Origin of the sequence: Haematobacter missouriensis (genome assembly GCF_000740775.1) — a bacterium.
Classification (GTDB): domain Bacteria; phylum Pseudomonadota; class Alphaproteobacteria; order Rhodobacterales; family Rhodobacteraceae; genus Haematobacter; species Haematobacter missouriensis.
In genome coordinates this window covers 1-13,345 of the sequence record NZ_JFGS01000031.1, presented here as the reverse complement: position 1 = coordinate 13,345, position 13,345 = coordinate 1, and the positions used below count along the sequence as shown (strand labels likewise).

At 63.1% G+C, this 13,345-nt stretch carries 14 protein-coding genes and 1 pseudogene; 9 read left to right on the top strand and 6 right to left on the bottom strand.

Going from position 1 to position 13,345, the window contains the following annotated elements; all coding sequences use genetic code 11:
• Positions 1–149: 149 nt before the first annotated feature.
• The 4 genes from CG51_RS15310 to CG51_RS15295 all read right to left on the bottom strand — a co-directional run bounded on the left by CG51_RS15310 (position 150) and on the right by CG51_RS15295 (position 2,631).
• Complete coding sequence (locus tag CG51_RS15310; protein WP_230383522.1) at positions 150–716, bottom strand: class I SAM-dependent methyltransferase; 567 nt, start codon at positions 714–716, stop codon at positions 150–152.
• A 52-nt stretch (positions 717–768) separates the two neighbouring features.
• The gene (locus tag CG51_RS15305; RefSeq protein WP_416171637.1) at positions 769–1,470 is read right to left on the bottom strand and encodes a cytochrome c biogenesis CcdA family protein; all 702 of its coding nucleotides are present in this window, start codon (positions 1,468–1,470) and stop codon (positions 769–771) included.
• 115 nt (positions 1,471–1,585) lie between these two features.
• Complete coding sequence (locus CG51_RS15300; RefSeq protein WP_312528960.1) at positions 1,586–1,993, bottom strand: TlpA disulfide reductase family protein; 408 nt, start codon at positions 1,991–1,993, stop codon at positions 1,586–1,588.
• A 110-nt stretch (positions 1,994–2,103) separates the two neighbouring features.
• A complete protein-coding gene (locus CG51_RS15295) occupies positions 2,104–2,631 on the bottom strand; it encodes a DsbE family thiol:disulfide interchange protein (protein ID WP_035746431.1) in 528 nt (175 codons plus the stop codon).
• Positions 2,632–3,394: 763 nt separating this feature from the next.
• Between CG51_RS15295 and CG51_RS15290 the strand changes: the two genes are divergently transcribed.
• The 8 genes from CG51_RS15290 to CG51_RS19265 all read left to right on the top strand — a co-directional run bounded on the left by CG51_RS15290 (position 3,395) and on the right by CG51_RS19265 (position 10,723).
• Positions 3,395–4,522, top strand: a complete 1,128-nt coding sequence (locus tag CG51_RS15290; RefSeq protein ID WP_035746430.1) for an ABC transporter ATP-binding protein — start codon at positions 3,395–3,397, stop codon at positions 4,520–4,522.
• Positions 4,519–5,421 carry a carbohydrate ABC transporter permease gene (locus tag CG51_RS15285; protein ID WP_035746485.1) on the top strand — a complete coding sequence of 301 codons (903 nt, stop codon included), beginning with the start codon at positions 4,519–4,521 and terminating at the stop codon, positions 5,419–5,421. Before CG51_RS15290 ends, CG51_RS15285 begins: the two co-directional genes overlap by 4 nt.
• Before the next feature lie 47 nt (positions 5,422–5,468).
• Entirely contained in the window at positions 5,469–6,233 is a 765-nt protein-coding gene (locus tag CG51_RS15280; protein ID WP_233141185.1) for a carbohydrate ABC transporter permease, read from the top strand.
• 23 nt (positions 6,234–6,256) lie between these two features.
• Positions 6,257–7,540, top strand: a complete 1,284-nt coding sequence (locus CG51_RS15275; protein ID WP_035746428.1) for an ABC transporter substrate-binding protein — start codon at positions 6,257–6,259, stop codon at positions 7,538–7,540.
• Positions 7,541–7,606: 66 nt separating this feature from the next.
• Entirely contained in the window at positions 7,607–8,407 is an 801-nt protein-coding gene (locus tag CG51_RS15270) for a phosphodiesterase (RefSeq protein WP_035746484.1), read from the top strand.
• Between the two features lie 753 nt (positions 8,408–9,160).
• Positions 9,161–10,111: a DUF932 domain-containing protein gene (locus CG51_RS15265; protein WP_428829759.1), complete on the top strand. Its 951-nt coding sequence runs from the start codon at positions 9,161–9,163 to the stop codon at positions 10,109–10,111.
• A 52-nt stretch (positions 10,112–10,163) separates the two neighbouring features.
• Positions 10,164–10,361: a hypothetical protein gene (locus CG51_RS15260; RefSeq protein ID WP_035746427.1), complete on the top strand. Its 198-nt coding sequence runs from the start codon at positions 10,164–10,166 to the stop codon at positions 10,359–10,361.
• Positions 10,358–10,723, top strand: a complete 366-nt coding sequence (locus CG51_RS19265) for a hypothetical protein (RefSeq protein ID WP_051930695.1) — start codon at positions 10,358–10,360, stop codon at positions 10,721–10,723. The genes CG51_RS15260 and CG51_RS19265 overlap by 4 nt, the downstream gene beginning before the upstream one ends.
• A 69-nt stretch (positions 10,724–10,792) precedes the next feature.
• Here CG51_RS19265 and CG51_RS19670 read toward each other — a convergent pair.
• Positions 10,793–11,553, bottom strand: a pseudogene (locus CG51_RS19670) (IS5 family transposase).
• Between the two features lie 100 nt (positions 11,554–11,653).
• Here CG51_RS19670 and CG51_RS15240 point away from each other — a divergent pair.
• Positions 11,654–12,586, top strand: a complete 933-nt coding sequence (locus CG51_RS15240) for an IS5-like element ISPpa3 family transposase (RefSeq protein ID WP_026155396.1) — start codon at positions 11,654–11,656, stop codon at positions 12,584–12,586.
• Positions 12,587–12,613: 27 nt separating this feature from the next.
• Here the strand turns inward: CG51_RS15240 and CG51_RS15235 are convergent.
• Positions 12,614–13,345, bottom strand: a 732-nt coding sequence (locus CG51_RS15235; RefSeq protein WP_211254210.1) for an SIR2 family protein, incomplete at its 5' end; no start/stop codon positions are given.

Here is a 13,345-nt window from a genome sequence, read left to right as displayed (position 1 = left end):
TCAGATTGGCCTGCCGGTTATCTTGCTGACTACTCGTGATACCTCATAATGCGGAGCCTGCAGCCAAAGTTCGAGGCGAGAATTGATTGCCTTGCCATTAGTGTTGCGCCACGAATCGAAAGCCGATGTTGTTCTTTTTCCAAGCTTCCTTAGTAGAGGCGAGCTTGCCCCTCATACATGAAAACCAAGGGCTTCGGACCTGTCGCGTAGCCGGTGTCGAGCCGCTCCATTCGGAAGCCGCTTGTCTCGATCAAGCCGGCCGTTGGACGGTCAAGGTGACAGTTCCCGGCGCAGTGTTTCCAGACGGGCGTGAGCCAGCGCTGCCAGCGCCGGACACCGGGCTCCGGCGCCAAACCATGCTCGACGAAGCGGAAGATGCCGTCCGGCTTGAGAACGCGCCGGATCTCGGCGAGCGCCTTCTCCGGCTCCGACACGCTGCAGAGCGCCCAGGTGGCGACGACGCAGTCGACGCTGCGATCCTCCAGCGGCAATGCTTCGGCCACGCCCTCGATCATCTCGGCCGCGGGCATCAGGCCATGGGAGGTTTGCGCGGCCCGAGAGAGGAGTTCGGGCGACGGGTCAACACCGATGATCTGACGCACGGCCTCGGGGTAGAGCGCAAGGTTCAGGCCCGAGCCGATCCCGATCTCCAGCACACGTCCATGCAGCCCGGAGACGGCGCGGCGCCGGTAGGGAAGAAGTTGATCCTGGCCCATCGCCAGATGCGTCAGCCGAGGGAGGATATGTTTCTCGTACAGTCGCATCTGTTCACCCGATCCGCGCAAGGACAGGGAAGGTGTCCAGCAGCCAGTAGGCCAGTGCGCTCAACCGCCCGGTCATCATCGCCAGGCCCATCAGGATCATGACGCCGCCCGCAGCCTGATGCAGGCGGCGACCCCAACGACCGATGCCGCGCAGCCTGCCGGCAATACTGTCGGTGAACCCCGCGACGACCAGAAACGGGATCCCAAGGCCGGCCGAGTAGAAGGCAAGCAATGCGACGCCCTCGCCAATCGTCGCGCTTGTCGCGCTGGCGGTTAGGATGGCGCCGAGGATCGGCCCGATGCACGGTGTCCAGCCGAAACCGAAGGCGAGTCCGAGCACGTAGGAGGCGACCGGTTGCCCGCCCGGCAGGTCGCGATGGAAACGCAGGTCGCGCTCCATGGCCGACAGGCGCGCTGCCCCGATCATGAACAGACCGAACAGGATCACGATCGCGCCGCCGACGAGGTTGAGTTCGTAGCGCCACTGCAGCAGCGCCTGACCGAGCGCGGTGGCAGAGGCCCCAAGCGCGATGAATATCGTGGAGAAGCCAAGGACGAAACAGAAGCTGAGCCAGACGGCCCGCCCCTTCGAAGGCGCTGCACTGCCGGTGACCGTACGTCCGGCAACGTAGGATACGTAGCCGGGCACGAGCGGCAGCACGCAGGGCGACAGAAAGGAAACGGCACCGGCCAGCAATGCCGCCATTAGTCCAAGAGCGGAAAGTTCAATCAAATCCACATCTCCAAACTGATCGGTAGACCGCCACCACGTGTGCGCACGGAGCGGAACGGCTGGCGCGGTCGTCGTGCTTTTCCATGTCCTATTGCTTACGTTCGTCAATAAGAGCGCTTATCTGCGCAACGGCTTCGGGGCTGTTCCATTCGGCCGGGCCTGCGAGGCGCCCGCGCTCGCGCCCAATGCGGTCGATCAGAATCGTTGTCGGCAGGCCCACCACGGCCAAGGCCAGCATCGCGCGCGTATCCTCCGCGATATAGAGATCGAGGTTGCGAATGCCGGTCTCTCGGTAGAAGCGGCGCACAGGTTCGAGACCGGCCCGATCGATCGACAGCGGCAGAACATGAAAATCCGATCCGCCGAGGCGCGCTTGCAGCGCGTCGAGCGTCGGCATCTCCTCGCGACAAGGCGGGCACCAGGTCGCCCAAATGTTCAGAAGCACGACACGTCCCTCGAAGTCCGCCAGCGTCAGATTCCGTCCATCTCCATCCACGAAAGGCGGCGACAGGAGATCACGCGGAGTCCCGTGATTAGGGATCGGTGGTCGGGCGGAGGCAGGGCTTGCCGCAAGCGCCAAGACTCCGGCAAGGACGTCACGTCGCCTCACGGGTCGCTCTCAGCCTGCAACCGGCGCACGACCGGCAGAATGTCCTCCTCAAGCGAGGCCTGATCAAAGGGGCCGACATGCTTGTATGCAATGCGCCCCTCGGCGTCGATTATGTATGTTTCCGGCACTCCATAGACGCCCCAGTCTATCGCAACGCGGCCTGATCGGTCCGCGCCGATGCGGGTGAAGGGATCGCCGAGCTCTTCGAGGAAACCCAGCGCCTCCTCGGCATCGTCCTTGTAGTTGATACCGTAGATCGGAACGGTGCCCGCTTCGGCAAGATCGACGAGAAGCGGGTTCTCCGTGCGGCAGGGGACGCACCACGACGCCCAGACGTTGACGAGAGAAACCTGGTCTAGCAGGTTCGCCGAGGCTAGGCCGTCCTGCCGCCCTTCGATGGGCGGGAGCGCGAATTCCGGGATTGGTCTTCCGATCAGCGTCGAGGGCAACCGGTCGTCGTTGTTCCAGAGGCCCCAGTAGAAGACTACGCCCAGCAACCCAAACAGAAGAATAGGCAAAATCATGAGCGGCCGTCCGCTCCGGCGCCGCTTTTCTTGGGTATCCTTCGAACTCATAGCCTGCCATCAATGCTTGGAAGGAATAAGGTATCAGCAACCGCTGATATGAAGCAAACCGTCGCCGATCACAATGCCGAACGATGGGGGAGGCTTGGCCGCGGCTTCGCAGACCCGAGCCATACTTACTGTCTAGATTCCTAAGAAATCAGCGAAAGGTTGGTATCTGAAGAGGCCGTTGAATTCAGACCTCTGAACGGCCCCTTCGTCCGCATTGCTGACCTCAGACACTAAAGAAATCGAGCACCCGCAGCGAATGGCCGGTCTGGAGAAGCTGCAACGCGGCGCTCGGCGTCGGGATGAAGGTCCGCTTTGGGCCGTTCTATGCATGGAGTAGCGCAAAGGTGCGCTCGGCGCTATTGTAACTCTAATCGGGGTGGGGCAAGTTCTCTTCCGCCTTCGCCGCTCCCACAGCAAAAGCCGGTGCAGCAATTGCTGCCAGATGTTCCTCTGCTCACAGATAACAGGTCCTCTCGTTTTGCGCGTGGAAGGCTGGTTACTCAAGATTGTCACATAGGAAAATCACCTCGCTTTGGCCGGCTGGCAGCGGACACAACGACTAACAGAGCTTGGGTGCCTTGCTGAAACACTTGTGATCCTGCGCCACCGACTGTGGGAGTAGAACCAGGAGCACTTGTCAAAAAACTTTAACCGACTTGTAGCCGATCTGACATCTCTACGTGGAACACTCTCCTTCGAAAAAGGAGCGCGCATGTCGCAACAATCCATCGACCTCCGAGGCATACGCAAAAGCTTCGGAGCCACGCAGGTTCTGACGGATATCGACCTTTCGGTGAAGGAGGGTGAGTTCCTCTCTCTGGTCGGAATGTCCGGCTGCGGGAAATCGACGCTGCTGCGCGTCATTGCCGGTCTTGAAGCGCCCGACCATGGCTTGGTCTTCATTGGCGCCGAGGATGTGACCTCACGCGATCCGTCCGACCGAAACCTTGCGATGGTGTTCCAGTCCTACGCGCTCTATCCGCATATGAGCGTCCGTCAGAACATTGCGACGCCCTTGCGGATGCGGCTTCTGACATTGCCCGCCCGGCTGCCGCTGTTGGGCCGGCTGCTGGCGCCGAAGGCGGTGATGGCCCAGATCGACGCGGCCGTCGCAAAGGCTGCCGAGACGCTTCAGATCACCCATCTTCTGGACCGCAAACCGGGGCAGCTGTCGGGCGGGCAGCGGCAACGGGTCGCGCTGGCGCGGGCGCTGGTCCGCCAGCCGGCGGCATTTCTGATGGACGAGCCGCTGTCGAACCTCGACGCGAAGCTGCGGGCGCATATGCGGGATGAGCTGGCGGCCCTGCATCGCCGCCTTGGGGCGACCTTCGTCTATGTCACCCACGACCAGACCGAGGCCATGACGATGTCGGACCGCATCGCGCTGATGATCGACGGAAGGATCGAGCAGCTAGGCACTCCCGACGATCTTTACCAGCGACCGGCGACCCTGGCGGTGGCGCGGTTCATCGGCTCGCCCGGCATCAACCTGCTGCCGGCCGAGGCAGATGCCGAGGGCCGCGTTAACATCGCGGGACAGGCGACGGGCATCCGAGCGCGGCCGGGCCCCCTGACCGTCGGCATCCGCCCCGAGGACCTGCAGGCCGGGGACGAGGGACTGGCCGCCGAGGTCCTCCGCGTCGAGACGCACGGCCCCGACCGTTTCCTGACCTGTGCGCTGCAGTTTGATCACGCAACCCTCGTGTTGCGACAGGGCGCCAGCGCCCGGCCGGCGCGGGGCGACATGCTGCGGCTGAGCATCCCGCCCGAGCGGGCGCATCTGTTCGCGGCGGACGGGCAGCGGCTGTCCGCATGGGCTGCCGGCCAGGTGGCCGCATGACCGACGCCGTCCTGCCCGCCGCCGCACCCGCCCACCGTGCCATCGCCCTGCCGCGGGGTCTGTTCTTTGTCGCGCCCGCGGTGCTTCTGATGCTGGCGATCTATATCCTGCCGGTCCTCGTGCTGACCGGATTTTCCATCACCGATTACCGGCTTGGCGCACTGGAGTGGCGGTTCGTGGGTCTCGGTAATTTCCGGGCCGCCTTTCAGGACCCGGTGTTTACCCGCGCGCTGGCGAACACCGCCCTTTATGCCGTCTTGGTGATCCCCGCCGGAGTCTTCCTCGCCTTGGGCATCGCGCTGCTGGTGCATGGGCGCCGGCGGTCCCGCGCGCTGTGGGAGACGGCATATTTCCTGCCCGTCACCGCGACGCTGGTCGCGATGGCCACGGTCTGGCAGTTCCTGCTGCACCCGACCCTGGGGCCCGTCAACGCGGCGATCACCTGGGCGGGTTTCGATCCGGTGTCTTTCCTCGGCAATCCGGCGCTGCTGATCCCGACGCTGGCGCTGATCGGCATCTGGCAAGTGCTTGGCTTCAACATGGTGCTGTTCCTCGCGGGGCTGACCGCTATCCCGAACGACCTGATCGACGCTGCGCGCATGGACGGGGCCCGCAGCCCCATCGACCGATTTCTGACAGTCACCTGGCCGATGCTGGGCCCGACGACGATGTTCGTGATCGTCACAACATCGATCTCGGCCTTCAAAGTTTTCGAGACCGTGGCCGTGTTGACCAAGGGCCGCTCGGGGTCTGAAACGCTGCTCTATGCGCTTTATCTTGAGGGGTTTGAGTATTCGAACACGGGCTACGCTGCCGCGCTGACGCTGATCTTTCTGGCAATCGTGCTGGTCCTGTCGATCGGCCAGACCATGCGCATGGACCGGAAGGTGCATTACTGATGCGGCGGTTTTTTCCCCACCTGGTCTTGGGACTTGGCGCGGCGCTGATGCTGCTGCCCTTCTACTGGATGATCCTGACTTCGATCCGCGCGCCGGCCGAAATCTTTGATGTCTCTCTCTGGCCAATCCCGCGCGAGTTCAGCGCAGTGCAGAACTACAGTCAGGCCGCCAGCACGGTGCCAATGGCGCGGTTCATGCTGAATGGCTTGATCGTCTGCGGTGGCATTTTGATCGTGCAGGTCCTGACGGCGGTGCCGGCTGCCTATGCCCTGGCCAAGCTGCGCTTTCCTGGCCGGCGTCTTCTGATGGCGCTGGTCATCGGCGCGCTGTGCATCCCGATGCAGGCCCTAGCGCTGCCACTGTTCGTCGGCCTCGCCCGCACCAATCTTCTGAACACCTACTTCGCGCAGATGATGCCGTTCTTCCTGTCGGTCTTTGCGATCTTCCTGTTCCGCCAATCGTTCCGTTCCTACCCCGACGAGATCATCGAGGCTGCCCGCATGGACGGCTTTTCCGAGATGGAGATCTGCTGGTGCCTTGTGCTGCGTGGCTCGCTGCCCTCGTTGGCGGCCTTCTCGGTCTTCTCGGTCGTGGCGCATTGGAACGACCTCTACTGGCCGCTGATCGTCGTCTCGGACATGGCGATCGCCCCGCCGCCCCTGGGAATGCTGTTCTTCTCGGATGTCGAATCCGGCGCGAATTACGGCGCCTTGATGGCGGGCGCGGCCATGATCACCGCCCCGATGATCGTCTGCTTCCTGCTGGCTAGGCGCAGCTTCATCGCGGGCATCACCATGACCGGGGTCAAATAGGGCCCCCGACCCGGAGAGCAAAGATGACTTTATCCCGCCGTTTCACCCTGGGCGCCGCCGTCTGCGCGCTGGCGCTGCCAAGCCTCGCCCAGGCCCAGCAGGTCACGCTGGACGTGCTTTACAACCTGCCCGGCTTCACGCGCTTCCACCAGCCGCTGGCCGATGCGTTCATGGAAAACAACCCTGACGTGACCATCAACTTCCTGGCCCCCGCCGTCGGCTATAACGAGGGCCAGCAGCAGATCCTGCGCTCGGCCGTGACCGGCAACCTGCCGGATGTCTACTTCTCGGGTTACAACCTGACGGCGGAGCTGGTCGAGGCGCTGGCCCCGCGCGATCAGATCGTCGATCTGGCCCCCTTCATCGAGGCCGAGGGCGGGCAGACCTTCCTCGACGAGAACTTCGCACCCAGTATGCTGGCGCTTGGCGTGGTGGACGGCAAGCAATACGGGCTGCCGGTCAACGCCTCTTCGCCCATCATGTATGTGAACGCCGATCTGGTGCGCGCCGCGGGCGGCGATCCCGAAAACATGCCGACCACCTTCCCCGAGCTGATCGAGTTGGCCAAGACCATCCACGAGGCCGATCCCCGCGTCGCCGGCATGTCCTATGACATTGCGGGCTGGCCCGATGACTGGCTGTGGCAGGCGATGGTCTACCAGCAGGGCGGCAAGCTGATCGACACCGAGACGAATCAGGTCGCCTTTGACAACGAGATCGGCCTGAACGGGCTGACGATGATCCGCCAGATGGCGGCCGAGGCCGGCGCGCCGACCTTTGACTGGGATCAGGCCCGCCAGCAGTTCGGCGCCGGCATGACGGGCTTCCTGTTCTCGACCCCCGCCCATGTCCAGACCATCGAGGGTCTGGTCGGCGACCGCTTCGAGCTGATCACGACCACCTTCCCGCTGGACGATCCCGAAAACGGCGGCGTGCCGACCGGCGGCAACTCGGCCGTGATGCTGACGCAGGACGAGGCCAAGCAGCAGGCGGCGTGGGACTACATCAAATGGGTGACCGGCCCCGAGGCGCAGGACATCATCGTGCGCATCACCGGCTATCTGCCCACCAACAAACGCGCCACGGGCGAGGATTACCTCGCGCCCTATTACGCCGAGCATCCGAATGTCGCGACAGCCGCGCGCCAGGCCGACCGCTCGCTGCCCTGGGCTGGCTATCCGGGCGGCGACTCGGTCCGCGTCTGGCGCACGCAGCGAGACATCATCGGCACCGTCATGCGCGGCGAGGTCTCGCCCGAGGACGGGCTGGCCCAGATGGTCGAGCAGACGAATGCGCTGATGCAGTAAGGCGCGTTCGCGCCGTCACGGATGCGGGGCGCGCTGCCCCGCATCTTTTCTTTCGCAGGGACCACCATGAAGATCATCCAGCTGACTGACACGCATCTGATGCCGCCGGGCATCCCCGCCAATGGCGTCGATCCCGAGGCGCGGCTGCGCGCGGCGATGGCCGACATCCTGGGGCGGCACGCCGACGCGGACCTTCTGGTGATCACCGGAGATCTCTGCAATCACGGCGATGCCGAAGCCTATGCGCTTCTGCGCGAGATCCTTGCGCCTGCGCCCTTTCCGGTGCGGCTTCTGCTGGGCAATCACGACCGCCGCCCCGAATTCGTCGCCGCCTTCCCCGATCACCCGCGCGACGCGAACGGTTACATCCAGTCCGTCCTTGATACCGATTCCGGCCGGCTCCTGTTCCTGGACACGCACGAGGCCGGGGTGATCGGCGGCATCTACGGCGCCGATCGCCTTGCCTGGCTGGACGCGGCGCTGGCCGAAGCGGGTCCGGCGCCCGTGACGGTCTTCGTCCACCATCCCCCCGTCGCGGACGGCATCCGCCATTTCCGCGACATCAGCCTGCATGACGACGGCGCCCTTCTGGCGCGCCTTGTCGCCCATTCGGCTGGGGTGCGCCACATCGTCTTCGGCCATATCCACATGCCCCTGTCGGGCACCAGCCCCGAGGGAATCCCCTACAGTTCCGGCCAGTCCTGCACGCATCGCTTCATCACCGACCTCACCCTGCCAGACCCTTGGTGGACCGACGGCAACCCCACCTATCGCATCCTGTTGATCGACGAACTCGGCTTCCGGGCGTTCACGGTCGAGGTCGGACAAGTCCCGACAGTCCGCGCTCCTATCTGCGAGGGACCGTGAGACATGGTCAACGGGGATAGAATCAGGCGCCTGTGGGCGATCACGATCTACGCGTCGGGGTTAAGCTGTCGATTGCCGTGGTGGCCTTCACGTCGGTGTCGCTACGGGCGGTCGTAGTCTGGACGCGGCAAGCGAGAACATTCGGCAGTTGCTCCAGACAAGCGGTGGTTTCAGGTCTTTAATCTAACGATCGCAGCATGCGGTCGCATGTGATATTCGCAGCTGGCATGACCTTGATGCTCCGTGCCGAGGTAACCGGACATGGCCCGATGGTCCACGCTGCGACCTGCACCAATGTCTGGTCTGGGAAAGCCGCACCGCGGCGTTGCTGCTCTCCCGACCGACCGCAAAGGGCCGAGTGCTCACGCTGCACCTGCATTCGATGCAGCCGGCACGAATGTCGCTGATGGGCTCAAAGCGTCGATAACGTGACCCCGGCCTCGGTGCCGTTTGGGTCAGAAATCTGACGGAAAGCCAGAAATAGCTGACAGATCACAGATGCGGGCTGCGCCTGGTCGGGGGGATTCGGACAAGCCGAACGCCCCCGCCCTGTTTTTTGGCCGCGCTGCGCGCGTCCGCCTTGGGAACCGCCGGTTCCCCCATTCAAGGCCATCGGTCGGACGGGGCGAAGGGGTATCCCCAGCCTTCCTCCTCCTTCGTCGTCGTGCAGGCCGGGTGATCCCCCTCCCCTTCGCCCCTGACCTCCAACCTTGCATGGGACCCCCTCCTGCCCTCGCCGGGAGGCAAGCCGGAATGAGGGGCCGCACTTCGCTGCCCTCATTCCGGCTCGCCCCATTATCAGAAGGGCACCAAGGGCAGCCGTCACACCACTTTGGAAGGAAAGAAAAAATGGGTTTCAATCGTTTCATGCGCGGAATGAATGTCAGCGGTCACGCCAGCGGCGAAGCCCTGACCGATGACGAACTGCGCGCCGCCGTGCCGTCGATCTTTGCGACCGAGGCCCACGAGAGCCGCAGCACCCGCTTTGCCCCGGTGCCGACGATCACCGTGCTGCAAGGCTTGCGCGGCGAGGGCTTTGAACCGTTCAGCGCCTATCAGGCCCGCACCCGGATCGAAGGTAAGGCCGAATACACCAAGCACATGGTCCGCCTGCGCCACCGCTCGCTTGTCAGCAGCCAAGGCGATGCCTTCGAAATCATCCTGATCAACGCCAATGACGGAACCAGCGCCTATCAGGTGATTCCCGGTTTTTTCCGCTTCGTCTGCGCCAATGGCCTGATGTGCGGCGACACGTTCAGCGAAGTGAAGGTCCGCCATTCGGGAGATGCCATCGGTCAGGTGATCGAAGGTGCCTATACCGTGCTGGAAGATGCGCCTGTCGTGGCCGATCAGGTCAGCCGCTTCAAAGGCATCATGCTGTCGGATGCAGAGCGCAACATTCTGGCCGAAAGCGCCCATGGCCTGCGCTTTCCGACCGAAGGCGACGCCAGCGTCGCGCCCATCACGCCGGAGGCCCTGCTGCGGCCCCGCCGTTCCGGCGATGGCGCAGCCGATCTCTGGACCGCATTCAATGTGGTGCAGGAAAACGTCATCAAGGGCGGCCAGCGTGGTCGCGTCATCGACTCCAACGGCCGACCGGCAAAGCGCACCACACGCGCCATTCAGGGTATCGACCAGAACCGTGCCTTGAACCGTGCCTTGTGGCTTCTCACTGATCGCATGGCCGAGCTGAAGAACGGCTAATCACGAGGGGCGGGTTGCGGCCCGCCCTTTCCCATCATCAGGAGGATAGACCATGTGGACCGGAACCTATAACCGCCTTCACCTGCATGTCAGCGCATCGGACCGCGCCGTCATTCGCGCTGCGCGATTGGTTATCGACCCGTTGTTTCAGCGCAGCCGTGAACACCGCGAAGGCCGCCACGCCTTTTTCCGCGCCATGCTGGATAACCATCAGCGCGCCCGCCGGATCGTCGAGGAGTATCGGCTGTGACACAGAACGCCCTTGCAGATCGCATTGCGGCCCGGCGGCGGCTGATGGCCGCCCTGGCCGACTGTGACGTACATGACGCCGAGGAAGTAGTTTATGCGTGGCTGGATACTGTCAGGCCCGGCACGCCGTTCCCCGCGTTCGCCTCTATCGAGGCGGAAGCGGAGAACTGGGCGGCCTGCGCCACCGCGCCGGAAATCTGGTATTACTTCGTGGCCTGCGGTCATCGCCTTCGGCACGATGACCTCGGCCAGCGTGGCATGGCACAGCTTGCGAAACGAGCGGCCGACGAGCTGCCGCCACATGCGCGGCGACAACTCGCGTCCGATCTGTTGGCGTCCTGCCGCCCTGGCGCCGCAGCCTGATATTCAGCCGCGCTTAGTGACAGAACCGAATCGATGTCACTAATGCTGGCGGGTTTGTCATTGTCTAGGTCATGTTGACAAATGGCGGAGCCAGAGGCGGATCGACGTGATGTCGATGAAGCCCAGGAAGCTTTCGGCGGTCTTGTCGTAGCGGGTGGCGACGCGACGGGCATTCTTGAGCTTGTTGAAGCACCGCTCAACGAGATTGCGCAGGCGGTAGAGCCTGCGGTCAACGGCGACCCGTAGCTTCCGGGTTTTGCGCATGGGGATGACCGGCACCACGTCGCGCACCTCCATGGTCTTGCGGATGTTGTCGGAGTCGTAGCCGCGGTCTGCGAGCAGAACGCTTGGCTCGGGCAGGTTGTCAGCCATGACCAGATCGAAGCCGAGGTAGTCCGATGTCTGCCCGGCCGTGATCTCGGTTCTCATGGGCAGGCCTGCCGCATTGACCCGCAGATGGATCTTGGTCGTGAAGCCACCTCGCGAGCGGCCGAAACCTTGGCGCGGAGTCCCCCTTTTGCGCCCGCTGCCTGATGATGAGCGCGAACCACGGTGCTGTCGATCATCTGCAGCGCATCCGGCACGATCCGGCTCTCGTTCAGCGCCTCCAGGATCTGTTCCCACAGCCCCGCCAACGTCCAGCGCCGGAACTGCCGATAGACAGACGACCATTTGCCGAACTCTTCCGGCAGGTCGCGCCAGGGCGACCCCGTTCGGGCGATCCAGAAAATCCCATCCAGAACAAGCCGATGGTTCGTGGGCTTGCGGCCGTTCGGAGAACGGACAGCCAGGATGAAGCGTTCAAAGAACGCCCACTCGTCGTTCGACATCAGGTTTCGTGCCACGCTGGTCTCCATTGCAGATACCAGCTTGAATCACGATCACCGCGCCCGGTGAATCCCTTTTGTCAACACGCCCTAAGGGGCGAGTATGAGCAAGCCTGAGCCCACCCGCTACCGCACGATGAACTGGAAGTCCTACAACGATGCCTTGAAGCGGCGCGGGTCCCTTCTGATCTGGCTGGACAAGGACATGGTTTGGCGCGCACCCAAATCCGGATGCAATGGTCGGCCGCCGGTCTTCTCTGATGCCGCGATCCAGTTCTGCTTGATGGTGAAGGTTCTGTTCGGCCTGCCTCTCCGGCAAACGACAGGGATGGTGGCGAGCATCCTTTCGATGGCCGGGCTCGACTGGCGGGTGCCCGATTTCTCGACCCTGAGCCGCAGGCAGAAGCGCATCACGGTTCAGATCACGAGCCGCCGTGCGCCGGGGCCGCTGAACCTGCTGGTGGACAGCACCGGGATCAAGTTTCTTGGTGATGGGGAATGGCTTGCCCGCAAGCATGGCCCGCATCGCCGACGCCAATATCGTAAGGTTCATCTGGCGATGGACACGGCTACAGGTGACATCCGCGCCGTCGAATTCACCTCAAGCCGTGAAGGCGACAGCCCTGTTCTGCCCGACCTGCTCAACCAGATCCCAGAGGATGAACAGATCGGCACCGTCACCGGCGACGGTGCCTTTGACACCCGACGCTGCCACACCGCGATCCTGGATCGAGGCGGCACCGCCATCATCCCGATCCGGAGGAATGGCCGTCTCTGGAAGGAGGATTGCCCCGCAGCCAGGGCGCGCAACGAGATCCTCCGGGCAACCCAGCGCTTGGGCAGGGCCATATGGAAGCGCTGGTCAGGTTATCACGTCCGAAGCAGGATCGAGGCAAGGATGCGCTGCCTCAAGGCCTTCGGTGAACGCATCTCATCACGAGACCCGGACCGCCAGACCGCCGAAATCCATATCCGCATCGCCCTCATGAACCGCTTCAATGCCCTCGGATCCGCCGAGATCAAACGCGTGGCATGAACTCAACGCGGAAAGGGAAAACTGCGCTCACACACTGACTTCTGCAACAACGCCGAGCGCCTCATCTATCCGGGCCGCGATGTGTGCATCGGCAAAAGAAAATCCAATAGAGATGAGTAGCGTGTCGGGGGTGAGCAGGAATGTACGAAGGCGATCGAGCAACGCTGCGTAGGGCGCTTTCTGTGTTTGATCGTATTTCAGGTGTTCGGGGAAGACGAGGTGACTTGCCGAGCTCTGCCCCGTGCGGATCACTTCGCCCTTCGCGCTGGCGCGCCAGCCGAGCGATCCATGGAGCTTCCATAGCCGCGTCCAGCGCGCGGGAAGATCACTGCGCGACACTGAGACGGGGTCGAAGAATGGTTCGCGACCACCCGTGAAGCCATCGTAGTACGGCGCTCGTACGGATTCGAGCGCTTCTTCGAACAACAAGTCGTAGTTCGTGGTAAAAATCTCGACCGGATAGTCACGCGTTGTGCCCGTGATCCAATTCACGAGATCTGCATAAGCTGATCCGGTCTCTGGCAATCGGACGTCCACGATCTTGCCTATCTCGGAGCAGATCGCTTCTCCGAAAGTCGCAAAACCTGGGCCGTCGAGATCGTGGACTTTCGACGAACCAATCACCTGGCTCAGAGAGCGAATCCTCGAAAGGATCGTCTCGATGTCGTGCTGCGCGAGTTCGGCTTTCAGGCCATCAATCTGTTTTTGATAGGTTGGGGCAAGTGTTGTGAGGCATATTTGCCTTCCTTGATGTGCTGC

Coding starts and splice junctions, on each gene's coding strand:
- CG51_RS15275 (WP_035746428.1), top strand. CDS start 6,257: ATGACTTTATCCCGCCGTTTCACCCTGGGCGCCGCCGTCTGCGCGCTG.
- CG51_RS15305 (WP_416171637.1), bottom strand. CDS start 1,470: ATGGCGGCATTGCTGGCCGGTGCCGTTTCCTTTCTGTCGCCCTGCGTG.
- CG51_RS15260 (WP_035746427.1), top strand. CDS start 10,164: ATGTGGACCGGAACCTATAACCGCCTTCACCTGCATGTCAGCGCATCG.
- CG51_RS15295 (WP_035746431.1), bottom strand. CDS start 2,631: ATGATTTTGCCTATTCTTCTGTTTGGGTTGCTGGGCGTAGTCTTCTAC.
- CG51_RS15290 (WP_035746430.1), top strand. CDS start 3,395: ATGTCGCAACAATCCATCGACCTCCGAGGCATACGCAAAAGCTTCGGA.
- CG51_RS15240 (WP_026155396.1), top strand. CDS start 11,654: ATGAGCAAGCCTGAGCCCACCCGCTACCGCACGATGAACTGGAAGTCC.
- CG51_RS15270 (WP_035746484.1), top strand. CDS start 7,607: ATGAAGATCATCCAGCTGACTGACACGCATCTGATGCCGCCGGGCATC.
- CG51_RS15310 (WP_230383522.1), bottom strand. CDS start 716: ATGGGCCAGGATCAACTTCTTCCCTACCGGCGCCGCGCCGTCTCCGGG.
- CG51_RS15265 (WP_428829759.1), top strand. CDS start 9,161: ATGAGGGGCCGCACTTCGCTGCCCTCATTCCGGCTCGCCCCATTATCA.
- CG51_RS15285 (WP_035746485.1), top strand. CDS start 4,519: ATGACCGACGCCGTCCTGCCCGCCGCCGCACCCGCCCACCGTGCCATC.
- CG51_RS15280 (WP_233141185.1), top strand. CDS start 5,469: ATGCTGCTGCCCTTCTACTGGATGATCCTGACTTCGATCCGCGCGCCG.